Source organism: Kribbella sp. NPDC043289 (assembly GCF_056436705.1).
Window position 1 is genome coordinate 1,988,524 of the sequence record NZ_JBWKCB010000001.1, and the last position, 21,422, is coordinate 2,009,945.

Below are 21,422 nucleotides of genomic sequence, written 5' to 3' on the forward strand. Positions count from 1 at the left end.
CTAGCACGGGGCGGGCACGCCAGGTGACGATCCTGGTGAGTGTCCCCGGCGTGGGACAGAATGACGGGATGCAACTGCCTGTCATGCCGCCGGTCAAGCCGATGCTCGCCAAGCCGGTGAAGGAGATCCCGCGCGGTGCGATGAGCTACGAGCCGAAGTGGGACGGGTTCCGGTCGATCATCTTCCGCGACGGCGACGAGGTGGAGATCGGCAGCCGGAACGAGAAGCCGATGACGCGGTACTTCCCCGAGCTGGTCGAGGCGGTGAAGGCGAACCTGCCGGAGCGCTGCGCGGTCGACGGCGAGATCATCGTGATCGGCGAGTCCGGGGACCGGCTCGACTTCGAGGTCCTGCAGCAGCGGATCCACCCCGCGGCGAGCCGGGTGAACATGCTGTCCGAGAAGACGCCGGCGCGATTCGTGGCGTTCGACCTGCTGGCGCTCGGGGACGACGACTTCACCGAGCGCCCGTTCGGTGAGCGCCGTACGGCGTTGCTCGACGCGCTCGCCGACGTCCAGGAGCCGATCCACGTCACGCCCGCGACCGCCGACCCCGACATCGCGGCGCAGTGGTTCGAGCAGTTCGAGGGCGCCGGCCTGGACGGCCTGATCGCGAAGCCGCTCGACGGCCTGTACGTCCCGGACAAGCGGACCATGTTCAAGATCAAACCGGAGCGTACGGCGGACTGTGTCGTCGCGGGGTACCGCCTGCACAAGAGCGGCCCCGATCGCATCGGCTCGCTGCTGCTCGGCCTCTACAACGACGACGGCACCCTCGCGAGCGTCGGCGTGATCGGCGCGTTCCCGATGGAGCGCCGCAAGGAGCTCTTCGAGGAGCTGCAGCCGCTCGTCACCACCTTCGACGACCACCCGTGGGCGTGGGCGAAGCAGGAGGAAGGCGTACGGACGCCGCGCAACGCCGAGGGCAGCCGCTGGCAGGCCGGCAAGGACCTGTCATTCACGCCGCTGCGCCCGGAACTCGTCGTCGAGGTCCGGTACGACCACATGGAAGGCATCCGCTTCCGGCACACCGCGCAGTTCGTGCGCTGGCGTCCGGACCGTACTCCGGAGTCCTGCACCTACGAGCAGCTGGAGGAACCCGTGAAGTTCGACCTCGCCGACGTCCTCTCGAGCGCCCAACGCTGATGCTCTACAGCCTCTACAACCGCCGGCTCCGCCGCCAGCTCGCCGGTCTGCCCAAGCCCGCCCACGTCGCGATCGCGATGGACGGCAACCGCCGCTGGGCGCGCGGCGAGGGGTACGACGACGTACGCATCGGCCACCGCTTCGGCGCCAAGCATCTCGAACAGTTCCTGCAGTGGAACGCGGACGCCGGCGTCACCTGTGTGACCGCATGGGTCGCGTCGGCCGACAACCTGCGCAAGCGGGACTCGTCCGAGGTCGACTACCTGATGGAGCTCACCGAGAGCGTCCTCGCGGATCACGTTCGCCGGGACCACCGCTGGCGGCTGCACCTCGCGGGCCAACTGGACTTGTTGCCGGACTCAACGGCTCGCGCGCTGAAGGAAGCGGTCGAGCTCAGCCGTGACCGGGACGCCGGCGATCTCACTCTCGCGATCGGCTATTCCGGGCGGCTCGAGGTGCTCGACGCCGTCCGGTCGGTGCTGGACGAGGCCGCGGCGGACGGGCGTTCGCTCGAGGACATCGCGGACGAGCTGAGCGAGGAGACGATCAGCGGGCACCTGTACGTGCCGGGGCTGCCCGATCCCGATCTGGTGATCCGGACCAGCGGCGAGCTGCGGATGTCGGACTTCCTGTTGTGGCAGGCAACCAGATCGGACATCGAGTTCTGCGACCTGTACTGGCCCGCGTTCCGGGAGGTGGACCTGCTCCGGGCGCTGCGAACCTACGGTCGGCGGAGACTGGAACGATCCAGGTGATTACTTCCGGTGCTTCCGGTGCACTATGGAGTCATACCGACTGGTAGGAACCCGGAGGTTGCGATGTACGACGTCGTACTGCTCGTCGAACAGGAACTGTCCGAGCCCGACGCGAAACGCGTCGTCGAACTCCACGACGACATGCCTGAGCCGGTCACGTACCACGTGCTGGTGCCCTGCCACAACGCCGAGGCCGGTGTCGAGGCCTCGATCAGCGCGCTCGGTACCGCGGATCTCTACGGGCCGGGACTGGCCGGCCAGCGCGAGGACCTCACCGAGGCGCAGAAGGCGATCGACAGCGAGGCCAAGGGATGCAGCGGCCGCAGCGTGCAACGGCTCCGCGATCTCGGGCAGAACGCCGAGGGCGGTATCTCGCACGAGCGGCCGATCGATGCCCTGGTAGCGACCGTGCGACACGTCCACGGCCAGGAGGTCATCATCCTGACCAGGCCGCACATCGTGGCGGAGTTCTTCCACCTGGACTGGACCACTTCAGCCCGCCGGCACCTCGGCGTACCGGTGCTGCACCTGCTCGAGCACGATCCGGAGAAGAGTGTGGCGACCTAGTGGGACAGTAGCGCCGCGTAGGTGATGCCGCCGGCGAGACTCGCGATCAGCAACGACAGCGTCGTCCTGATCGCGCGCTCGCCGGTCGCGCCGTAATGGCGCCCGTCCTCGGAGTGGTACGCCGCCTTGAAGCCGGCGTACCCGGCCGCGAGGACGAGCCCGAATTTGATCATCAGACACCTGCCGCTGTGCCGGACACGGCTCCCGATTGCGCGAACTGCGTGTGGTACAGATCAGCGTACTCGCCACCGGCGGCGAGCAGCTGGTCGTGCGTGCCGCGCTCCACGATGTTGCCGTGGTCAACCACCAGGATCTGGTCGGCGTTCCGCACCGTCGACAGCCGGTGCGCGATCACCAGCGACGTCCGGCCCTGCAGCGCGGTGTCCAGGGCTCGCTGGACGGCGACCTCCGACTCCGAGTCCAGGTGCGCGGTCGCCTCGTCGAGGACGACGATCTTCGGCGCCTTCAGCAACAACCTCGCGATCGCGAGTCGTTGCCGTTCGCCACCGGACAGCCGGTGCCCGCGGTCGCCGACCACGGTGTCCAGCCCATCCGGCAGGGCCGACACCAGCTCCCAGATCTGCGCGGCCTCCAGCGCCGCGATCATCTCGTCCTCGGTCGCGCCGGGCTTGGCGTACAGCAGGTTCGCCCGGATCGTGTCGTGGAACATGTGCGCGTCCTGCGTCACGTACCCGATGGTGTCGTGCAACGACTGCAGCGTCACGTCACGGACATCCTCCCCGCCGACCCGGACCGCTCCCCCAGTCACGTCGTACAGGCGGGCGACAAGGTTCGTGATCGTCGTCTTGCCGGCGCCCGACGGACCGACCAGGGCAACCATCTGACCAGCCTGTACGGCGAAGCTCACGTCCTCGAGCACCTGTGCCGACACACGCTTGTCCAGCACCGCGACCGACTCCAGGCTCGCGAGCGACACCTGCTCGGCGGTCGGGTACGAGAACGCGACATGGTCGAACTCGACACTCGCCGCGTTCTCCGGCAGGTCGCGCGCGTCCGGCGCGTCCTTGATCATCGGCTCCAGGTCGAGCACCTCGAAGACCCGCTCGAAGGACACCAGCGCGGTCATCACGTCGACGCGGACGTTGGACAAGGCGGTCAGCGGGCCGTACAGCCGTCCGAGCAGCGCGACCAGGGCGAGCAGCGTGCCGACCGTCAGGGTCTCGCGGACGGCCAGGTTGCCGCCCACGCCGTACACCAGGGCTGTCGCCAGCGCCGCGACCAGGGTGAGCGCGGTGAAGAACACCCGGCCGAGCATCGCGATCCGGATGCCCAGGTCACGGACCCGGCCGGCCCGCTCGCCGAAGGTCTCGTTCTCCTGCTGCGGGTGCCCGAACAGGGTGACCAGCAGGGCGCCGCCGACGCTGAATCGCTCGGTCATCCCGGTCGACATCTCGGCGTTCAGGTTCATCTGCTCGCGGGTCATCGCGGCCAGCCGGCGGCCGAGGACGCGGGCCGGGATCAGGAAGATCGGCAGCATCAGGATCGCGACCACGGTCAGCTGCCAGCTCAGCGCGAGCATCGCGCCGACCACCAGGATCAGGCTGATGATGTTCGAGACCACGCCGGACAGTGTCGACGTGAAGGCCTGCTGCGCGCCGATCACGTCGTTGTTGAGCCGCGACACCAGCGCGCCGGTCTGCGTCCGGGTGAAGAACGCGACCGGCATCCGCTGGACGTGCGCGAACACCTTGGTCCGCAGGTCGAAGATCAGTCCCTCACCGATCCGCGCGGAGAACCAGCGCTGGATCAGCCCGAGAATCGCCTCGAAGACCGCGAGCACCGCGACCACCAGCGCGAGCGCGGTGACCAGGCTGGCGTTCCCCTTGGAGATCCCGTCGTCGACGATCTTCTTGAACAGCAACGGTGACGCGATGACCAGGAACGCGGACACGATCACCAGCAGCAGGAATGCCGTGATGTGCCAGCGGTACGGCCGCGCGAACCGGACAATCCGGCGCAACGTGCCCTTGGCCAGTTTCTGGCCGACCACAGAGGCGTCCTGGCGCCGCCAGGACATCGCGCCCATCCCGCCGCGCATCATCGGTGAAGACATTCAGCTCCCTCTCGTTACCCCGATCTTCTCAACATTCCCGAGGCCAGGACGCTTCCCGCAACTTCTGGTTGCGCGTCGCGCCGATCGTGGTCTACAGTCATGAGCAACCAAAGGTTGCGAAAGGATGAGGGGCATGAGCAGGAGTATCGAGCGGGAGATTCGGGTCGAGGCCGCACCGGACGTGGTGTACCAGGTGCTCAGCTCGCCGGAGCACCTGCGCGAGTGGTGGCCGGACGAGGTCGACCTGCAGGCGGTCCCCGGCACCACCGGGACGGTCGGATTCAAGCAGGCCGAAGGCACCAAGGTCGTGCCGATCACGGTGGTCGAGGCCGAGCCGCCGCACCGGTTCGCGTTCCGCTGGGACTACGACGGCGAGACCGCGACCCCGGAGAACTCGCTGCTCGTGACGTTCGAGCTGATCCCGGTCGACGGCGGCACGCTGCTCCGCTTCGCCGAGACCGGGTACGACGAGGCCGGCGTGTCCGACGTGGTCCTCGAGGACCACACCAACGGCTGGAACTACTTCCTTCCGCGCATCACGCCGTACGTCGACCGGCTGGTACACCGGCCGTGATCGACGACGAGCTCTGGTCGGCGGTCGGCGACCCCACCCGGCGGCGGATGCTCGACCTGCTGCTGGCGAACGGCGGGGGCACCGCGACCAGTCTCAGCGACCAGCTGCCGGTCACCCGGCAGGCGGTCGCGAAGCACCTCGGCGTTCTCGACCGGGCCGGACTCGTGCACTCCACGCCGTCCGGACGCGAACGCCGGTACGCCGTGGACGAGGACCGCCTCGCCCGCGCGATCAACCAGCTGACCGACGTCACCGACGCCTGGGACCGGCGGCTGCAACGCATCAAGCGCATCGCCGAGGCGATCGAACAAGCCGAGAGGAAACTCCAATGAGCGACATCCTGCACCGTGTTGGCATCATCGCGTCCCCGAAGGACGTCTTCAGCGCACTCACCACGATCGACGGTCTGGCCGGCTGGTGGACCGAGGACACGGTCGGCGACCCCGACGGCGTGATCGAGTTCCGCTTCGCCACCGCGGGTGGCGACGGCTTCGACATGAAGGTCGTCGAGACCAAGCCCGGCGAACTGGTCCACTGGGAGGTCGTTGGCGGCCCGGACGAGTGGATCGGCACGCACGTCACCTTCGAGCTGTCCCAGACCGACGAGTACACCATCATCCTGTTCAAGCAGGCAGGCTGGCGCGAGCCGGTCGAGTTCATGTACCACTGCAGCACCAAGTGGGCCACGTTCCTGATGAGCCTCAAGAAGTACGTCGAGACCGGCAAGGGCGAGCCTGCGCCGCACGACGTACTGGTCAGCAACTGGCACTAACCGAGTGCGGCCAGGAGCTCCTTCAGACGGCGCTCCTGAGCCTCTCGCTCGGCCTTGAGCTGGTCGTCGTACGAGCGGTCCGCGGCACCGAGGAGCAACGCCTTGGTCTCGCGGATCGCTCCCGGCAACGGGCCGAGCAGCGCGTCGGTCAGATCCTTCACCGTCGCCTCCAACTCTTCCGCCGGTACGACGATGTTCGCCAGCCCGAGTTCCTTCGCCTCGGCGGCCTCGACCCAGCGGGACGTCGTACAGATCTCCAGCGCTCGTGAGTAGCCGATCAGTTCGACGAGCGGCTTCGTGCCGCCGAGGTCCGGGACCAGGCCGAGGGACGGCTCGCGCATGCTGAACCGGGCGTCGGGTGTGACGATCCGCAGGTCACACGCCAGCGCGAGCTGGAAGCCGGCGCCGACCGCGTGACCCTGAACCGCGGCGATGCTGACGATCTCCGGACGCCGCAGCCAGGAGAAGCCGGACTGGAACTGCGCGATCAGCTCAAGCACCTCGTCGGTCGGCTTGGCGCCGAGACTGAGCAGCGGCTCCTGACCGAGGTCGTTCTCGCCCATGATCAGTCGCCGGTCGAGGCCGGCCGAGAACGACGGGCCCTCCCCCGACACGATCACCACGCGCACGTCGGCCGGCAGCGCCGTACCGAAGTCCGCCAGCGCACTCCACATCGCTGGCGTCTGCGCGTTGCGCACCTCAGGCCGGTCGAGCACCACGCGCGCGACCGGTCCGTCCACCGACAACCGCAGTCCGAGATCCGTCATACGACGGAACATTACTGGGAAGTAGCTACGCGAGCGAGACCAGGTCGGCGTACTCGTTGGTCCAGAGGTCCTCGACGCCGTCGGGGAGCAGGACGACGCGTTCCGGCTCGAGGGCCTCGACGGCGCCCTCGTCGTGGGTGACGAGCACAATCGCGCCGGCGTACGAGCGGATCGCGTTCAGCACCTCGGCGCGGGACGCGGGGTCGAGGTTGTTGGTCGGCTCGTCGAGCAGCAGCACGTTGGCAGCCGACACGACCAGTGTCGCGAGCGCGAGCCGCGTCTTCTCACCGCCGGACAGCACCCGCGCGGGCTTGTCCGCGTCGTCACCTGTGAACAGGAACGAGCCGAGGACGCTGCGGGCCTGGGTCTCGTTCAGGTCCGGGGCGGCGGACTTCATGTTCTCCAGCACGGTCCGGTTCACGTCGAGGGTCTCGTGCTCCTGGGCGTAGTACCCGAGCTTGAGGCCGTGGCCGTCGATGATCTCGCCGGTGTCGGCCTTCTCGATGCCGCCGAGGATCCGCAGCAGCGTGGTCTTGCCGGCACCGTTCAGCCCGAGGACGACGACGCGCGAGCCCTTGTCGATCGCCAGGTCGACGTCGGTGAAGATCTCCAGCGAGCCGTACGACTTGGACAGCTCGCGGGCCATCAGCGGCGTCTTCCCGCACGGCGCCGGCGTCGGGAACGCGATCTTCGCGACCCGGTCGGCCTGGCGGGTGTCCTCCAGCGACGACATCAACTGCTCCGCGCGCCGCAGCATCTGCTGGGCGGCGGTCGCCTTGGTCGCCTTCGCGCGCATCTTGTTGGCCTGGTCGACCAGCTGGGTGGCCTTCTTCTCCGCGTTCGCCCGCTCGCGCTTGCGGCGGCGCTCGTCGGTCTCGCGCTGGGTCAGGTACGCCTTCCAGCCGACGTTGTAGATGTCGATCTCGGCCCGGTTCGCGTCCAGGTGGAAGACCCTCGTGACGGTCTCCTCCAGGAGGTTCACGTCGTGGCTGATCATGATCACGCCACCGGGGTACGACTTCAGGAAGTCGCGCAGCCAGATGATCGAGTCGGCGTCCAGGTGGTTGGTCGGCTCGTCGAGCAGCAGCGTCTCAGCCTGCGCGAACAGGATCCGGGCCAGCTCGACGCGGCGGCGCTGACCACCTGACAGCGTTGCGAGCGGCTGTCCGAGGACGCGGTCCGGGAGGCCGAGGTTGGCCGCGATCCGAGCCGCTTCCGACTCGGCGGCGTACCCACCCGCGGCGTGCAGGTCCGCCTCGGCGCGCTCGTACCGCCGCATGCCCTTGGCGCGGGTCTTCTCGTCCGCGCTGGCCATCGACTTCTCCGCGCTGCGCAGACGGCGTACGACGTCGTCCAGGCCGCGGGCTGCCAGGATCCGATCCCGGGCGAGTACTTCGAGGTCGCCGGTGCGCGGGTCCTGCGGGAGGTAGCCGATCTCACCCGACTTCGTCACCGAACCGCTGGCCGGCAGGCCCTCACCGGCCAGGATTTTCGTCAGCGTCGTCTTGCCGGCGCCGTTGCGGCCGACCAGCCCGACCTTGTCGCCCGGGCCGACCCGGAACGACGCGGGCGCGAGCAGTTGGCGGGCACCGACGCGAACCTCGAGATTGGAGACAGTGATCATCGGGGGTCGCAGGCGTCCTTACACTGGGTTACTGGCTGACAAGGCGGTGTCACGGCACGCCGGGAATCCCCCGCACTCGGGACTAGTGTATGTGCCGTGAAATTCAATCCGGATGCGGATCTCGACACGAGCGGTATCGAGGACACCCGCGGCAGTGGCAGCGGACGCGGCGGCGGCCTGCCAGGCGGCATGATCCCGGTCGGCGGCGGCATCGGCGGCATCATCCTGCTGGTCGTGATCCTGCTGCTCTCGGGCGGTCTGCCAGGCGGAGGTGGCAGCGACGAGCCCGCGACGCAGAACACCGCGGCCGGCAACCTGAGCTCCTGCAAGAAGGGCACCGACCTGCAGTCGAACTCGAACTGCCGGTTCGTCTTCTACCAGAACTCGATCGAGAGCTTCTGGGCCGCCGAGCTCCCCCGGCGTGGGAAGAAGTACACCCGCGCAGCGATGCGGGTCTTCGACGGCTCGGTGAACACCGGCTGCGGCCCGGCGACCAGTGCGGTCGGCCCGTTCTACTGCCCGCCGGACATGCGGGTGTACCTGGAGCTCGGGTTCTTCGACACACTCCAGACTGACCTCGGCGCCCGCGGCGGCGAGTTCGCCGAGGCGTACGTCATCGCGCACGAGTACGGGCACCACATCCAGAACCTGTACGGCATCCTCGACCGGATCAAGACCCGCAACGGCCCGACGTCGGACTCGGTCCGCTCCGAACTCCAGGCGGACTGCCTGGCCGGCATCTGGACCAACCACGCCACCACGGTCCCGGGCAAGAACGGCAAACCGCTGATCACCGAGCTCACCGAAGACGACATCGCCCGCGGCCTCGACGCCGCCGCCTCCGTCGGCGACGACCGCATCCAGCGGAAGACCCAGGGCCAGGTCACCCCCGAGAGCTTCAGCCACGGCACCGCCGACCAACGCATGCGGTGGTTCAAGCGCGGCATGGACTCCGGCGACATGACCGCCTGCGACACCTGGTCCGCGTCCTCCCTCTGACCACAGTCCAACAAGAAAGCGCCCCGCACTCTCCTGAGCGCGGGGCGGTTCTGTTGGTACGGCGTTACGCGACCTGGGCGGGTCGGTGGTAGCCGGGGAGGAGTTCGTCGACGAGGGCGTCGGTTTCGGACTCGGCGCCGCGGGGGCCGCCGTGCTTGGTGAGGGCGGCGTACATCTGGGTGGCCACGTTGGTGACGTCCGCGGTGGTGCCGAAGTGCGACGCCAGGCGGAGGGTGGCTCGCCAGAGTTCCTCCGACGCCGGCGAGAAGCTGAGGCCGGTCTGGAGGGCCGTGCGGGCCAGGTTGCCGTCGTTGTGGCTGAGCGACGCCTCGGCGAGCCGCAGTGCGGCGTCGACGACGGCCTCCGCCATCCGGCGCTCGATGCCGGACGCGGCGAGCCACGAGTACCGGCCACCGGGCAGGTTCGACCACGCCGGGCCGTGGACCAGGCTGAGCGCCGTCGACAGCGCGCCGCGCGGGTCGTCCACCATCGACGCCTGCTTGGCGAGTGTCCGGAACACGTCCCAGTCGACCCGGACGACGCTGCGGTTCAGCATCCAGCGGCCCGACTCATCGGCGTACATCGCATCCACACCGACCCAGCGGCGGGTGTGCTCCAGCGCGGCGTCCCGCAGCTCCTCGCTGATGCCGCGCGGCCAGATCGCACCGGCGAGCACGTTCGGGTGTACGCCGTAGTCCTGGCTGGCGAGGAACGCGATGATCTCCGTCGACAGCGCCACCCGGCCGTCGTCGATGGCACCACGCGCGTCCACCTCGACCGGACCGAGCAGGTCGACCTCGACCGGCGCCGGCTGGCTCAGGTCCGTGGCGGAGAACTCGTACGCCGGCATGTTCTGCTCGGACCGCCGCTTGTCCCGGGCGTCCGTCTCGGCCGCGTCGAACAGCGCGACGAGGTCGGCGAACTGCTCGGGGTTGACGCTGTGCGCGTCGACCTCGAGGCCGAGCAACCGGCAGACCGCCTGGTTCTTCTCGTCCACGACGAACCGCCACGGCGAGTTCAGCACGTCGCCCACCACGACCACCGCGATGCTGCGCTTGGTGTCCGCGGCCAGCCGGTTCAGCTGGTCCTGCTCCTCCGGCGACGGCGGCGCGGACACGAAGATGATCTCCGCGCCCCACAGCGCCGCGTCCGGATGCGACATCCGCGCCTCGGCCACCGAGCCGACGTTGCGCCGCTGGCAGGCCTGGACCTGCGCCTCGGTACGCCGGGCCACCTCGCCCATCGCGTCGTCGAGGCGCACCCAGTAGCTCAACCGCGTCGGCGCCAGCGACGACAGGTCGTCACCGAACCCGACCATGCTGATGTGCGCGCCCTCGGACCACAGGTTGGTCGCCAGCTCGACCGCGAGCGAACCGACCACGTCGCGGGACGCGTTCCCCACGCCGCCGAACGCGACGATCCCGTTCGCGGTGTCGAGGTCGATCAACACGGTCGCGCCGTCCGCGTTCTGCCCGACCGTCACCAGCGTCGGGTACGGCGCCGGCGCGTTCACCTCGCTACTCGGGCCGTATGCGCGGCGCAGCGTCCATCGGGTGCCTTCGGCAATCGCCTGCCACGGTCCGGGCGGAGCGGGCTGCGCCTCGTACGGGTCGAGGACCAGCGTCAGCGCGCGGTCGGTCACCAGCGCGGCGACCACCTTCGGCATCGGCCGCTGCAGCTGCGTCATGTCGGCGCCCAGCTTGCGGAGCGAGTTGTCGACGAACTGCGCGGTCGGCACGTCCGCCGCGAGCCGCAGGCCGACCTCGGTCTGCCGGTGCCCGGCAGCCTTCGGGCCCGGGCCCTGCGCCCAACCGCGGCGCCGCTTCAGCGCGATCGCCAGGCCGGCTGCGAGCAGCGTCGCGCCGAACCCGTAGATGCCCGCGTCCTTCAGGCTGAAACCGCCGTCGTCGACCGCGACCGGCACCGGATCCGGCAGCTGCGTGCCGCCACCGATGGGTTCGCCGTGCTCGTTCTGGCCGGTGCCCGGGGCGTGCGGCTCGACCGTCACGCCCGGCTCCCCCGGCTTGACGTTCTTCCCGCCCGGGTCGTTCTTCGCGCTGCCGATGCCGACCGACGAACCCCGCTCGATGCTCTTCTCGGAGAAGCGCCCCGGCGCAGCCGGCTTCGCCTCGGGCTTCGTCTCGGCCGTCGTCTTCGTGGACGGCCGCGCGACGGTCCGGTTCTCGACCTTCGGGGTGACCGGGGTCTTGGTGGTGTGGTCGTCGATGCTGACCCGCACCGTGTGCACACCCGGACCCTTGGCGTCGCCCGGAAGCCGCACCTGCCAGCCCGGCAGGATCAGGTCCGGGTTGGTCAGCCGGCGTCCGTCGGGCTGCAGCTTGTTCTTGTTGAGGTCGTAGATCTCCTTGTACCGGCGGCCTTCGCCCAGGTACCGCTCCGCGATGTCCCAGAGGCAGTCGTAGTTCCGGCCCTGCGGCGGACGGACCTCGGTGTACTTGATGACCTGACCCTTGTGGTCGTGGTTCGTCCGTACGCCGGTGGTCGTCTTTCCATGGCCCGCGAGCACCTTGCTGGCCGGCTCGGTCTGCCGGAACTGCGACGCGGAAGTCTCCTCGTTGCCGTGCCGCGTCGTCACAGCGGTCGGCGCGGCCGGACCACTCGTGGTCACCGCGCTCGCGACCGGCAGGCTGACACCCGCACCTGCGGCGATCAGGACGACGGTGCCGATCAGGCGCCGCGCCAGTGCTTGGGAGCCGCCGCCGAGTGGAACGCGTGGGGACAGCCCGTGCCCCTTGATCTCCGCGACCGCCTCAGCGATCAGGCAGACCACGAAGTGCAGCCAGGCGACCCAGATGAAGAACGCGATGATGCCGAGAACGGTCTGGATGCTCAACTCGCTGAACAGCACGTCACGGCTCGGGATGCTGTCCGGCCACGGCGTACCGAAGAACCGCAGCAGCACGTACGGCACTCCGCCGACGATCGCCAGGATCGCGAGCAGCGCGACGAACCCCTTCAGCCGGTCCGCACCCGGACTCCCCGACCCCCGCTGCGGCAACCGCGCAGCCCGCGCCGGCTCATTCGTCCTTACCATCGCTCCTCCATACCCCCACCGTCAGCCACACCCTCGACCGCTGTACCACTCACCACGTCACCCACCGATGGCCTCGACTTCCTGCACAGGCAGCCGCTGCACCGCCGTCACGTTCGCCTTGCCGATCGGCTTCCAACCACCCGCGTCCTTGCCGATCCAGTACGAGACCTCCCACGTGATCGTCAGCTTGACGGTGTACATACCGTCCGGCTGGCTCGCGCTGGACTTCTTGTACGTGTGCTTGCAGGGGTTGATCTGGTGGTCCGGGTCCTGCGACTGGTCGTACCCGTCCGGGTCGTCCATCGGTGTCACACCGACCGGGCACTTGAAGGTCCCGGTGCCGTCACCTGGGTCGATCACCATCTCGACGACCATGCCGCGCATCGTCAGGTTGTGCCCGGGGCTGTAGAAGCCGCTCTGGGTGCCGTCGTTCGCGACCGCCTGCGAGCTGTCGGGCGTCAGCGTGAAGAAGGCCGGAACGTTGACGCGCGGCGTGTATGTCGGCATGACCTGGAGCGCGGGCGGCGGATAGTTCGACTTGAACGGCCACCAGAACTGATCCATGTAGTCCGGGAACGGGCACTGGGCCCGATCGGCCTCGTCGACTGCCACGTACGCGCGTTCGAGGTGAGCGTCGGGTCCACCGTTGTAGGTGTCCAGCTTGTAGTCGGTGATCGTGATCCGCATGGCCCAGGATTTGCCGTCCGGCGCCTTCGGCAGCCGGATCCCCTTCGGGATCTCGAAGTCGCGGCACGGGACGAACGGTCGCCCATTCAGCCGCTCTCGCCAGGTCGGTGGGGCCGGAGCATTCGGGTCGACGATGGCCTCGCCCGAGCTGCAGTACGCCCCGAAGCCAACCGAATTCACGTACATACTGCAGACCGAGTTCCCAGTCTGGATGGTGTCTGCGGTGGCGGTGGTGGCGGGTCCAGCCACGAGTAACGCGAGTACCGCGCTCAGGACGAGCAGTGTGCGGCCAACTCGGTTGTGCATCCTCACTCCCCAGACTCGTCTTCCCGCAGATTATCTTCGGCCAGGGGCATCATGCCCGTTGGCGAGTGCCTCGTCACCTCTTCGCAACCTGAAATCCTGGCTTCCGCCCTAGGCCGGATAGCGCACCTGTCCGCACTTGACGCCGTTCGGCGAGGCGAGGCGGTACGGCAACCAGCCGATCCCGGTCTGGATCATCTCGATGACCTCGGGCGAGCCCTTCGGCGCGACCACGGTCCAGTTCTTCGCCTTCGGGTCCCAGTACTGCGTCGTCTGCGAGCGACACGTCTGCACCGCGACCGTGCCGTCCGAGGTGCTGTGGGCACCGACCACGACCACGCTGCCCGGCGGGCGCATCACCCAGCCGTTGCGCTTGGCATCCACGATCTCCTCCGACACGTCGGCGTAGAAGAACGAGGGGAAGCGCTTCTTCAGGATCGTGTCGTCCTTCGACACGAGGGCCTGGAAGTACAGGGGATAGCTGGTCACGAGGCCTTGGACGGCGGGGTTGGAGGCGAAGTTCCCGGCCTTGACGATGACCTGGCCTTTGGGGGCCGTCGTGGGCTTGGCGGTGGTGGCGGGCACGGTTGGCGCGCTGGTGGTTTCCGGTGGCGTGGACGGGGTGTCGGCGGAGGTCGTCGTACCGGAGTCGCCGCCGACGGGCTGCGGGAGGCCGCCGTCGGACGAGTCGTTGTTGCAGGCACTCAGCAGGGCGACGCCGATCAGCACGAGGGCCGGGAGGGCAAACCTACGCACGAAGAACAGTCCTCCAGGGTTTAGCGCGTGCTCGTCGGCGCGCTCGAGGTGGGGCCGGACGGGCTGTCCGTCGGCGTGGTCGGGGACGATGGGTCCGGACTGGGCGTCACGTTCGGCTTGCAGGTGCGCGGGAACGGGAACGGCGTCAGCGTCCAGGTAGGGGTCGGCGAGCCGACCGTCCAGGTCGGGCACGGCAGGTCGATCGTCGGCGGGTTCGCGATCGAGGTCGGCGCGCCCGGGCCGTCGGTGGTCGGGTTCACCACGATCGGCGGGATGGTCGGGCTGTCGTCGGCCTTGTCGATGCCCTGCTCGGCGTGGGCTTCGCCGGTGCCCACGGCCTTGAGCGAGTTCTTGCCGATCAGGCCGAGGAACGTGGTCTTGTTGTTGATGTCGACCTGGATCGCGACCTCTTGGTCGGTCAGCGTGGTCGGGCCGCAGGCGGTCACGGCCGGGTCGTTCGACTGCACCTGGCCGCAGAACGTGGAGATCGCGGCGGCGGCCTTGGTGGTGTCGATCTTCGCCTCGGCGACGTTCAACTGGATCGCGGCGGCGCCGACGCGGGCGGCTTCCTGGGCGTACCCGACCGCGCGGGAACGCGCGCCGAGCTGCCGGCCGCCGTCGATCACCAGGCCGGCCAGGGTGAAGATCATCACCGCGAGGATCGCGACCGCCGGGCTGAGCGCTCCCCGCGCGAACAACCGGTGGTTGCCAGGCGCATCGATCCGCAGAAACTCGACAACCCGCGACCGCTGCCGCTCAGCAGCAGACACCGCCGCAGCGCGGTCGGCAGGCGCGGGGGTGGGGTCAGGAGCCTTCACCGCGCACCCCCCGGTACGGGTCGAGGGAGGAGGTGAAGCGTTTGGTGATCTTGGTGTCGCCGCCGAGGCCGAGCAGGCCGAGGTCGCGGTAGTTGATCGTGCAGGTGACCTCGACCGACAGCGGCTGGCCCGCCACGAACCCGGTCGTGATGGAACCGGCCGCGGACTCCTTGCAGGACTTGACCGCCTGCCCCATCGTGCCGGTGACCGCCTCGTCGACGCGGCTCTGGGCGTCCGGCAACGACCGCGACTGGCTGGCGCTGCGGGCACCGTCGCGCGCCGCGCCCTCCAGCAGCGACGAGGTCTGGAAGTACCGCCCGCAGGCGAGCAGGAACATGAACAGCGCGAGCAGCACCGGGGCAAGGATCACCATCTCCAGCGCCATGGTGCCGCGCTGCCCACGGATCCCCAGCTTCCGCTTCATCCTCACACTCACTTGTCGGCTTGGAACTGTTCGATCGGTCCGGTGGCGGTCCGGGTCACCTTGAGCTTCAGTCCGGGCACCAGCGAGACGGTGTCACCGGTCACCGTGAACGACACCGTGCCTTCCGGACTGTTGTACGACGGGAACGGGACGCTGGTGTTCTGCAGCGTCGTCCCGCCGAGCTGCTGCGCGTACGACTGGATGTCCGAGCGGACCTTCTCCCCCACGGCCGTGGTGTAGACCGGCGGCTGCACCAGCCGCAGCCGGGACACGCCCTCCTGCGCGGCGTTGAGCGCGACGGAACGCCCGTACAACCAGAGGGCGGTCTGGATGGACACGAAGATCAGCGCGAGGATCGCCGGTGCGAGGATGGCCAGCTCGAGCGTGCTGACCCCCCGCTCCGATCGTTTCCGCTCCGATCGGCGCCGCCGGACCACGGTGGACGTCAGCCCTGGTCGATCTCAGCGGTGCGCTTGGTGATCACGCGCTTCACTACCACGCCGATCGCCAGCGCGGCGGCGACCAGGATCGCCGAGATGATCGCCCACTCGAGTGCGGAGGCGCCCAGGTCGGTCTGACCCGCCCGTGCGCGGGCGCGCTGGGTCTGTGCCCGTGCGACCGCGTAGCCGGCCATGGCCCGCCAGAACATCATCTCCGAGATCATCCGCATGCCTTCCGAATCGTGAGGCCGAAGCAGGCCTCAGTATGCCGTGTAAGACGGACGATTCCGCCCTCTGGATCCCTTGCCCTGATCACCGTTCGGTCTAACTTCCCAGGATCGCCACACCGGCCGGGAAGGCCAGGAACAGGAAGAACGCCGCGATCATGACGAGCTGCGCGACCAGCATGGACTGGGAGCGCTCACCCGCCTTGCCTTCCACGTCGGCCAGCTCCTTGCGGCGCAGCGACGCCGCCCGGGCCAGCAGTGAGGCGCGGATCTTCGCGCCCTCGTCTCCCGCGAGCGCCAGCGCGGACGCCAGGTCGCGGAGTTCGTCGACACCCAGGTCCTCGCCGAGCCGGGCCATCGCGTCCCACGGCGTGATGCCGATCAGCCGCGCGTTCGCCAGTGCCTGCCGGATCCGGGCCATCGCCCAGTGGTCACCGATCGTCGACGCGGTCATCAACGCTTCCGGCAGACCGCGGCCGCCGGCCAGGTTCATCGCGACCAGGTCCAGGAAGGACCCGACGACATGCCGGAAGTCCCGGCGCCGTTTCTCGGCCTCCTGGCGCAGCGCCAGGTCCGGCAGGAAGAACGCGAGCGCCATGAACGCCAGCGTCACGATCGCCGGCGCCGCGCCGGGCGCGGTGAGACCAATCGCCGAGAACAGGAACAGCACGATCGGGATGAAGACCAGCGCGCCGAGTGCGAAGAACACCTTGGTGGCGAGCATCGCGGCGAACGGCTGGTTCATCACCGCCAGGTCGCGGCGCAGCTTGCCGAACGCCCAGCCGCGCGCGTTCGCCTCCATCTCGAGCCGTCGGCCCAGCGTCTCGCGGGCCCGGTCGACGCCACCCAGAACCCGTTCGCCCGCCGCGCTGGTCGTTGCGCCACCGGAGTACCCGCCGCGGCCGGCGTCGATCCGCGCGATCGTGGACAGCACGTTCGCCCGCGGCTTGATGAAGATCCGGACCGCGAAGTACGCGCCGAGCCCGGCGATCCCGCCGGTGAGGAAGGCCCACGTCATCCGTTCACCACCTCCATCCGCTCGTCGCCCGACCTATTGGCCCGCTGGTCGAGGTTGACACCGATCAGGAACCGCTCGGGTACCTCGATCTTCGCGAGCCGCCGCAGCCAGATCAGCCCGAGCGCATAGAGCCCGATCACGACCGCCAGCACCACCTGTCCGATGAAGCTCGTGTACGGCTGCATGTACGTCGGGTTGAACAGCACCAGACCGGCCGCCATGACCAGCGTGATCGCGACCACCACCTGCACACTGCGCCTGGTCGAGCGGCGTTCCGCGGCGACCTTCCGGCGTACGTCGAGCTCTTCGCGGGCCGAGTCGGCCAGCGCGCTGAGCACCTCGCGCAGACCCGGGCCGCGGAGCCGGGCGTTCAGCACCAGGGCCGCGACGATCAGGTCGGCGGACGGGTCGTCCAGGTCGTCGGCGAACCGCATCAGGGCCGACGGCAACGGTTCGCGGATCCGCAGCCGGTCGACCAGCAGGTTCAGGCCGGGCTTGATCGCCGGGGCCGCGTTCACCGCGGTCGCCGGGATCGCCTGCTCCAGACCGACCGCGCCGGCGATGGTGTCGCGCAGCGCCTCGGTCCAGGTGGCCAGTGCCTCGAGCCGGTCGATCGCGCGCCGTTCCTCACCGGTACCGCCGAAGAAGCGGTCCGCCATCGCGGCCAGCAGGCCGAGCGCGACGGCCAGCACCAGCCAGCGGGTCACCACCAGCACGATCAGGCCGACCGCGATGCCGACGCCGAACCGGATCAGGTTCTTCCGGTTCTCGGCGCTGCGGTTGCGGAACAGCGACGGCGTCTCTTCCTTGCGCTCGGTGCCGCGGATCGCGACGATCAGCAGCAGTACGGCGCCGCCGACCACCGCGCCGCAGATCAGCGCCCCCAGGGTCCGGTCGTTCATCGCGTCACGCCCACGTTCCGTGGACGAGTGGCTGGTACCCGTAGTGCTCGAGCTCGTCCATGCACGCAATCGGCGCGTGCGCCGCGGCGTGCCCGTCCGGTCCGGCCGCGAACACCTCGCCCGACAGCACCCGGCCGTCCCATCCGGTGACCTCGCGAATGCTCTCGACGTACCGGCTGAGGCCGCCGCCGTGCTGGTAGTCGTTGTGCTTGCGGATGAACACGACGAAGTCGAGCGCACCGGCGATCAGCATCTGGGTGGCGTCCATCGGCAGCCGCTCCAGCGACTGGATGGCGTAGGTGCTGATCCGGTTGAACACCTCCATCGAGCTGTTCGAGTGGATCGTCGACAGCGAGCCGTCGTTGCCCTGGCTCATCGCGTTCAGCATCGTCACGATCTCGTCACCGAGCACCTCACCGACGATCACCCGGCTCGGGTTCATGCGCAGCGATCGGCGGACCAGGTCGGCCATCGTGACCTCGCCGACGCCTTCGGAGTTCGGCAGCCGCTCCTCGAACGCGACCACGTTCGGGTGCAGGTCCTTGAACTCGCCGAGCCCCAGCTCCAGCGAGCGCTCGACCGTGATCAGCCGCTCGTGCGGCTGGATCTCGTTGGCCAGGGCCCGCAGCAGCGTGGTCTTCCCGGAGTTCGTCGCGCCCGCGATCATGATGTTCTTCCGGGCCGCGACCGCCGCCCGCAGGAACGAGCCGACGTCGTCGGAGATGGTGCCGTTGGCCACCAGGTCGCGGAGGAAGACCTTGCCCAATCGGGCACGACGGATCGAGACCGCCGGCCGCGAGGTCACGCCCATCACCGCGGACAACCGGGAGCCGTCGGGCAGCCGGAGGTCCAGCTGCGGGTTGGCCGAGTCGAACGGGCGGCTGGTCAGGCCCGCGTGCGCGGCCAGCACCTGGATCAGCTCGACCAGCTCGTCATCGCTCTCGGCGACCGGACCGGGAGTCTCCTCGCGACCGTCGCCGTACTGCACGAAGACCTGGTCGCAGCCGTTGATGTCGATGTTCTCGACGTCGGGGTCGTCGATCAGTGGTTGCAGCCGGCCGACGCCGAACAGCGCCGAGTGGATCGCGCCGGCGATCTGCGCGTCGTCGTCCGGGGTCGGCGGCGTCCGGCCCTCGGCCAGCTCGTACCGCGCGTGGTCCTCGAGCACCTGCACGATCAGCGACCGCGCGTACTCCCGCTCGTCCTCCGCGCTCATCGGAGGTACGCCGTTCACCTGGTCCCGCCGGCGCTGCTCGTTCAGCCGCTCTGCAACCTGCACGCGCAGCTTGCGGACCAGCTCCTGGTCTGCGCTCACCGGTAATCACCCGGCGGGAACGCCGCGTTGGCCATGTCGAAGTCCTGCGGCGGCGGGCTGGAGACCAGGGACGCCATCTCCGCGGTGATGTCGGTCGCCGTCCGGATCAGCGGCGTCTTGTCGAGCCGGCCGTGACCACGCCCGTCGAAGAACGCCGCACCGGCCGGGTCGTACGCCAGGTGCCACCGGTGCCGCACCGGCACGGACATCGCGTCCAGCACGGTCCACACCTGCTTGACGCCGTCCCGGCGCTTCGGGTCGGCCACCACGACCACACCGAGCTGCGCGTCGACGTGGTGCACCAGAGTGGACAGCCGCTCCCTCAGGTGCGCGACGGACGAACCGGTCGCCGTACACACCAGGACGACGAGGCGTGCGGACTGGATGACCGGCAGCTGCGGTGACGACGCACCGATCCGCCCGCAGTCGGCCAGTACGTCGCCGTTCTGCATCTGGTTGAACGAGATGCCGAGCGGATGCCACAGACCACCCATGCCACCGACCTGCTCCGGCGACCGAACACCGAGCAGTACGTCGAGCCCGCCATCCAACTGCTGGCTGTGCGCGTGGATCACCTCATCGCCGAGACCCTTGCGGCTCGCGGCAGCGAGACTGACCAGCCCGCGGTCGGAGTTGAGCGCCGCACCACCCGGTCCGGTCATCCGGATCGCGACATCGCTACCGGCCGGGTCGCACTCGGCCAGCAGCACCTGCCGCGGCCAGAGCGCACCGAACACGAGGCTGGCCGTCGTCACCCCCGGCGAGCCCTTCGCGCTCGCCAACGCCACCAGTGCCATCAACGTCCTCCGGAGTTCCGGGAGACCTCGGGCTTGGTGGCCGGGGACAGCTTCGCCAGCATCAGCGACTTGGACGCCGCGGCCGCACCGACCAAGGTGACCTTCTCGTCCGGGATCAGGATCGTCACGTTCAGCGAGCTGTTCGCGCTCGTCTTCGAGTCCGTGATCGCGCCCGCGGTCGAGGTCACCTCGGCCGCGGTGACCAGTGTCGTCGCGGCGCCCTCCTGGTTGGCGGTGGGGACCCGGATCACCGCGACGATGTCGCCGACGTTCAGCCCGTCGGACGGCGCCCGGCCGGCCTCGAGGCTGACACCGACCAGCGCGCCGCCGGTCGGGACCGGCGGGTTCGAGTCGGAGGTGAAGTTCTTCGGAGTGACGAACTGGTCCTTGTAGAGCCAGGTCGTCGTGTAGTGACCGATGTACTTCTCGGCCTCCGACCACGGGATCAGGCCGCCGGTCGCACCGGCCAGGTCGCCGCGGGACAGGTCCTTGCGGTCCAGCTTGTGCCCGGGCTCGAGGTCACTGGAGACCGCGACGAAATCCGAGCGGCTGCCACTGTTCAGCGCGATCAGCGCGGAGCCGGCCGCGCCGAGAAGGATCAGGATCACCGCGAGCGCGGCGAGCGCGGGGCGCCGCTCCCGGCTGCTGGGGAGGCGGGCCGAGCCACCGCCCGCCGATCGGCCCGCTGCCCGGGCCCCTTGGGACGAAGTACGCGTGGAGGACGAGAGACTCACCCGCATACCGTAATGGCAGCGTGGTGCCACTCGTGGCGGCAGGCCGGTGCCGTTACCTGGCCGCGACCCGCTTGCGTTCCAGGGTGGTCAGCAGCTCGTTGAACGCGCCCGGACCGCCGTACAACTGGTCTAGATAGGTGTACAGCGCACGCAGCGCGTAACCGACCTGCTGCTGCCATCCGGAGCGCCCCTCCAACCAGGCCGTCAGGGCCCGTCCCTCGACCAACGTGACCGACGCGTTGACCGGCTGGATCAGCCGCTCGCCGCGCGGATCGGGCACCGGGTGGTGCCCGCGGACCTCCCGCACCGCGTCCGCCAGCGCGGCCCGCTCGGCACCGGTGAAAACGTAGTCGAACCCGATCCCGCCGTGGATCTGGTCCAGATAGGTACAGAGCGCGAGGAACAGCTCAACACCGTCGTACTCCGGTCCGTCGTCCGCGACATGCCGTAAGCGCGCGACCATGCTGCGCGCTTCGGAGACACTCCATTGCGAGGAACCGAGCCGGTCGATCATGGCGTCGATCCTAGGGGCCGGTTGGTCGTAAATCGTTAACAGTTCGCGTGCTTCGAGTAGCTGGCGAGTAACCAATTGTTTGCTAGATTCCAGAATTAGTAGGACGTCCTGGTGACAACTGGTGATCACCTGGACACACGGGAGGGGGCTGAGTC

Annotated in this window: 24 protein-coding genes; 7 read left to right on the plus strand and 17 right to left on the minus strand. The window is 69.0% G+C overall.

Going from position 1 to position 21,422, the window contains the following annotated elements:
- The first annotated feature begins 68 nt into the window (after nucleotides 1-68).
- The 3 genes from AC0662_RS09440 to AC0662_RS09450 all read left to right on the plus strand — a co-directional run bounded on the left by AC0662_RS09440 (nucleotide 69) and on the right by AC0662_RS09450 (nucleotide 2,467).
- Nucleotides 69-1,145, plus strand: a complete 1,077-nt coding sequence (locus AC0662_RS09440) for an ATP-dependent DNA ligase (protein WP_478299619.1) — start codon at nucleotides 69-71, stop codon at nucleotides 1,143-1,145.
- Entirely contained in the window at nucleotides 1,145-1,900 is a 756-nt protein-coding gene (gene uppS / locus AC0662_RS09445; RefSeq protein ID WP_478299621.1) for a polyprenyl diphosphate synthase, read from the plus strand. Before AC0662_RS09440 ends, uppS begins: the two co-directional genes overlap by 1 nt.
- 63 nt (nucleotides 1,901-1,963) lie before the next feature.
- Entirely contained in the window at nucleotides 1,964-2,467 is a 504-nt protein-coding gene (locus AC0662_RS09450; protein WP_452203610.1) for a hypothetical protein, read from the plus strand.
- On the opposite strand, the gene AC0662_RS09455 is transcribed toward AC0662_RS09450, so the two are convergent.
- On the minus strand, nucleotides 2,464-2,640 hold the full coding sequence (locus AC0662_RS09455; RefSeq protein ID WP_452203609.1) for a hypothetical protein: 177 nt from the start codon (nucleotides 2,638-2,640) through the stop codon (nucleotides 2,464-2,466). The genes AC0662_RS09450 and AC0662_RS09455 overlap by 4 nt on opposite strands.
- Nucleotides 2,640-4,541, minus strand: a complete 1,902-nt coding sequence (locus tag AC0662_RS09460; protein WP_478299624.1) for an ABC transporter ATP-binding protein — start codon at nucleotides 4,539-4,541, stop codon at nucleotides 2,640-2,642. The genes AC0662_RS09455 and AC0662_RS09460 overlap by 1 nt, the downstream gene beginning before the upstream one ends.
- Nucleotides 4,542-4,674: 133 nt before the next feature.
- On the opposite strand from AC0662_RS09460, the gene AC0662_RS09465 reads away from it, so the two are divergent.
- From AC0662_RS09465 to AC0662_RS09475, 3 genes are read left to right on the plus strand one after another with little or no spacing between them, the layout of a single operon-like run.
- Nucleotides 4,675-5,115 carry an SRPBCC domain-containing protein gene (locus AC0662_RS09465; RefSeq protein ID WP_478299626.1) on the plus strand — a complete coding sequence of 147 codons (441 nt, stop codon included), beginning with the start codon at nucleotides 4,675-4,677 and terminating at the stop codon, nucleotides 5,113-5,115.
- The gene (locus AC0662_RS09470) at nucleotides 5,112-5,447 is read left to right on the plus strand and encodes an ArsR/SmtB family transcription factor (RefSeq protein WP_478299628.1); all 336 of its coding nucleotides are present in this window, start codon (nucleotides 5,112-5,114) and stop codon (nucleotides 5,445-5,447) included. The genes AC0662_RS09465 and AC0662_RS09470 overlap by 4 nt, the downstream gene beginning before the upstream one ends.
- Entirely contained in the window at nucleotides 5,444-5,887 is a 444-nt protein-coding gene (locus AC0662_RS09475) for an SRPBCC family protein (RefSeq protein WP_452203605.1), read from the plus strand. The genes AC0662_RS09470 and AC0662_RS09475 overlap by 4 nt, the downstream gene beginning before the upstream one ends.
- Here the strand turns inward: AC0662_RS09475 and AC0662_RS09480 are convergent.
- Entirely contained in the window at nucleotides 5,884-6,654 is a 771-nt protein-coding gene (locus AC0662_RS09480) for an enoyl-CoA hydratase/isomerase family protein (protein WP_478299630.1), read from the minus strand. The two genes, AC0662_RS09475 and AC0662_RS09480, sit on opposite strands and share 4 nt — an antisense overlap.
- A gap of 25 nt (nucleotides 6,655-6,679) precedes the next feature.
- The gene (locus AC0662_RS09485; protein ID WP_478299632.1) at nucleotides 6,680-8,278 is read right to left on the minus strand and encodes an ABC-F family ATP-binding cassette domain-containing protein; all 1,599 of its coding nucleotides are present in this window, start codon (nucleotides 8,276-8,278) and stop codon (nucleotides 6,680-6,682) included.
- A gap of 96 nt (nucleotides 8,279-8,374) precedes the next feature.
- Between AC0662_RS09485 and ypfJ the strand changes: the two genes are divergently transcribed.
- Complete coding sequence (ypfJ, locus tag AC0662_RS09490; protein WP_478299634.1) at nucleotides 8,375-9,277, plus strand: KPN_02809 family neutral zinc metallopeptidase; 903 nt, start codon at nucleotides 8,375-8,377, stop codon at nucleotides 9,275-9,277.
- A gap of 64 nt (nucleotides 9,278-9,341) precedes the next feature.
- Here the strand turns inward: ypfJ and AC0662_RS09495 are convergent, their stop codons facing one another.
- The 13 genes from AC0662_RS09495 to AC0662_RS09555 form a co-directional block, all read right to left on the minus strand.
- Entirely contained in the window at nucleotides 9,342-12,332 is a 2,991-nt protein-coding gene (locus tag AC0662_RS09495) for a hypothetical protein (protein WP_478299636.1), read from the minus strand.
- 57 nt (nucleotides 12,333-12,389) lie between these two features.
- The gene (locus tag AC0662_RS09500; protein WP_452203655.1) at nucleotides 12,390-13,205 is read right to left on the minus strand and encodes a hypothetical protein; all 816 of its coding nucleotides are present in this window, start codon (nucleotides 13,203-13,205) and stop codon (nucleotides 12,390-12,392) included.
- A 228-nt stretch (nucleotides 13,206-13,433) separates the two neighbouring features.
- Nucleotides 13,434-14,078 carry a hypothetical protein gene (locus AC0662_RS09505; protein WP_478299638.1) on the minus strand — a complete coding sequence of 215 codons (645 nt, stop codon included), beginning with the start codon at nucleotides 14,076-14,078 and terminating at the stop codon, nucleotides 13,434-13,436.
- A gap of 20 nt (nucleotides 14,079-14,098) precedes the next feature.
- Nucleotides 14,099-14,848, minus strand: coding sequence for a TadE/TadG family type IV pilus assembly protein (locus AC0662_RS09510; protein WP_478299640.1), 750 nt, complete (start codon nucleotides 14,846-14,848; stop codon nucleotides 14,099-14,101).
- 34 nt (nucleotides 14,849-14,882) lie between these two features.
- The gene (locus AC0662_RS09515) at nucleotides 14,883-15,320 is read right to left on the minus strand and encodes a TadE/TadG family type IV pilus assembly protein (protein ID WP_478299642.1); all 438 of its coding nucleotides are present in this window, start codon (nucleotides 15,318-15,320) and stop codon (nucleotides 14,883-14,885) included.
- 8 nt (nucleotides 15,321-15,328) lie between these two features.
- Entirely contained in the window at nucleotides 15,329-15,757 is a 429-nt protein-coding gene (locus AC0662_RS09520; protein WP_478299644.1) for a TadE family protein, read from the minus strand.
- An 8-nt stretch (nucleotides 15,758-15,765) separates the two neighbouring features.
- Nucleotides 15,766-15,984, minus strand: a complete 219-nt coding sequence (locus AC0662_RS09525; protein WP_478299646.1) for a hypothetical protein — start codon at nucleotides 15,982-15,984, stop codon at nucleotides 15,766-15,768.
- Nucleotides 15,985-16,084: 100 nt separating this feature from the next.
- Nucleotides 16,085-17,005, minus strand: coding sequence for a type II secretion system F family protein (locus AC0662_RS09530; RefSeq protein ID WP_452203595.1), 921 nt, complete (start codon nucleotides 17,003-17,005; stop codon nucleotides 16,085-16,087).
- Complete coding sequence (locus tag AC0662_RS09535) at nucleotides 17,002-17,907, minus strand: type II secretion system F family protein (RefSeq protein WP_452203594.1); 906 nt, start codon at nucleotides 17,905-17,907, stop codon at nucleotides 17,002-17,004. The genes AC0662_RS09530 and AC0662_RS09535 overlap by 4 nt, the downstream gene beginning before the upstream one ends.
- Nucleotides 17,908-17,911: 4 nt before the next feature.
- Entirely contained in the window at nucleotides 17,912-19,222 is a 1,311-nt protein-coding gene (locus AC0662_RS09540; RefSeq protein WP_478299649.1) for a CpaF family protein, read from the minus strand.
- Complete coding sequence (locus tag AC0662_RS09545; protein ID WP_452203592.1) at nucleotides 19,219-20,019, minus strand: CpaE/TadZ family protein; 801 nt, start codon at nucleotides 20,017-20,019, stop codon at nucleotides 19,219-19,221. The genes AC0662_RS09540 and AC0662_RS09545 overlap by 4 nt, the downstream gene beginning before the upstream one ends.
- Entirely contained in the window at nucleotides 20,019-20,753 is a 735-nt protein-coding gene (locus tag AC0662_RS09550) for a hypothetical protein (RefSeq protein WP_478299651.1), read from the minus strand. Before AC0662_RS09550 ends, AC0662_RS09545 begins: the two co-directional genes overlap by 1 nt.
- Before the next feature lie 52 nt (nucleotides 20,754-20,805).
- Complete coding sequence (locus AC0662_RS09555; protein WP_452203590.1) at nucleotides 20,806-21,267, minus strand: hypothetical protein; 462 nt, start codon at nucleotides 21,265-21,267, stop codon at nucleotides 20,806-20,808.
- Between the last annotated feature and the right edge of the window lie 155 nt (nucleotides 21,268-21,422).

Excerpts from the sequence above, each read along its gene's own strand:
- AC0662_RS09465 (WP_478299626.1), top strand. The coding sequence starts at position 4,675 with ATGAGCAGGAGTATCGAGCGGGAGATTCGGGTCGAGGCCGCACCGGAC.
- AC0662_RS09555 (WP_452203590.1), bottom strand. The coding sequence starts at position 21,267 with ATGATCGACCGGCTCGGTTCCTCGCAATGGAGTGTCTCCGAAGCGCGC.
- AC0662_RS09440 (WP_478299619.1), top strand. The coding sequence starts at position 69 with ATGCAACTGCCTGTCATGCCGCCGGTCAAGCCGATGCTCGCCAAGCCG.
- AC0662_RS09475 (WP_452203605.1), top strand. The coding sequence starts at position 5,444 with ATGAGCGACATCCTGCACCGTGTTGGCATCATCGCGTCCCCGAAGGAC.
- AC0662_RS09500 (WP_452203655.1), bottom strand. The coding sequence starts at position 13,205 with ATGTACGTGAATTCGGTTGGCTTCGGGGCGTACTGCAGCTCGGGCGAG.
- AC0662_RS09515 (WP_478299642.1), bottom strand. The coding sequence starts at position 15,320 with ATGAAGCGGAAGCTGGGGATCCGTGGGCAGCGCGGCACCATGGCGCTG.
- AC0662_RS09485 (WP_478299632.1), bottom strand. The coding sequence starts at position 8,278 with ATGATCACTGTCTCCAATCTCGAGGTTCGCGTCGGTGCCCGCCAACTG.
- AC0662_RS09455 (WP_452203609.1), bottom strand. The coding sequence starts at position 2,640 with ATGATCAAATTCGGGCTCGTCCTCGCGGCCGGGTACGCCGGCTTCAAG.
- AC0662_RS09525 (WP_478299646.1), bottom strand. The coding sequence starts at position 15,984 with ATGATCTCGGAGATGATGTTCTGGCGGGCCATGGCCGGCTACGCGGTC.
- AC0662_RS09480 (WP_478299630.1), bottom strand. The coding sequence starts at position 6,654 with ATGACGGATCTCGGACTGCGGTTGTCGGTGGACGGACCGGTCGCGCGC.
- AC0662_RS09545 (WP_452203592.1), bottom strand. The coding sequence starts at position 20,019 with ATGGCACTGGTGGCGTTGGCGAGCGCGAAGGGCTCGCCGGGGGTGACG.
- AC0662_RS09535 (WP_452203594.1), bottom strand. The coding sequence starts at position 17,907 with ATGAACGACCGGACCCTGGGGGCGCTGATCTGCGGCGCGGTGGTCGGC.
- AC0662_RS09460 (WP_478299624.1), bottom strand. The coding sequence starts at position 4,541 with ATGTCTTCACCGATGATGCGCGGCGGGATGGGCGCGATGTCCTGGCGG.
- AC0662_RS09450 (WP_452203610.1), top strand. The coding sequence starts at position 1,964 with ATGTACGACGTCGTACTGCTCGTCGAACAGGAACTGTCCGAGCCCGAC.
- uppS (WP_478299621.1), top strand. The coding sequence starts at position 1,145 with ATGCTCTACAGCCTCTACAACCGCCGGCTCCGCCGCCAGCTCGCCGGT.
- AC0662_RS09495 (WP_478299636.1), bottom strand. The coding sequence starts at position 12,332 with ATGGTAAGGACGAATGAGCCGGCGCGGGCTGCGCGGTTGCCGCAGCGG.
- AC0662_RS09530 (WP_452203595.1), bottom strand. The coding sequence starts at position 17,005 with ATGACGTGGGCCTTCCTCACCGGCGGGATCGCCGGGCTCGGCGCGTAC.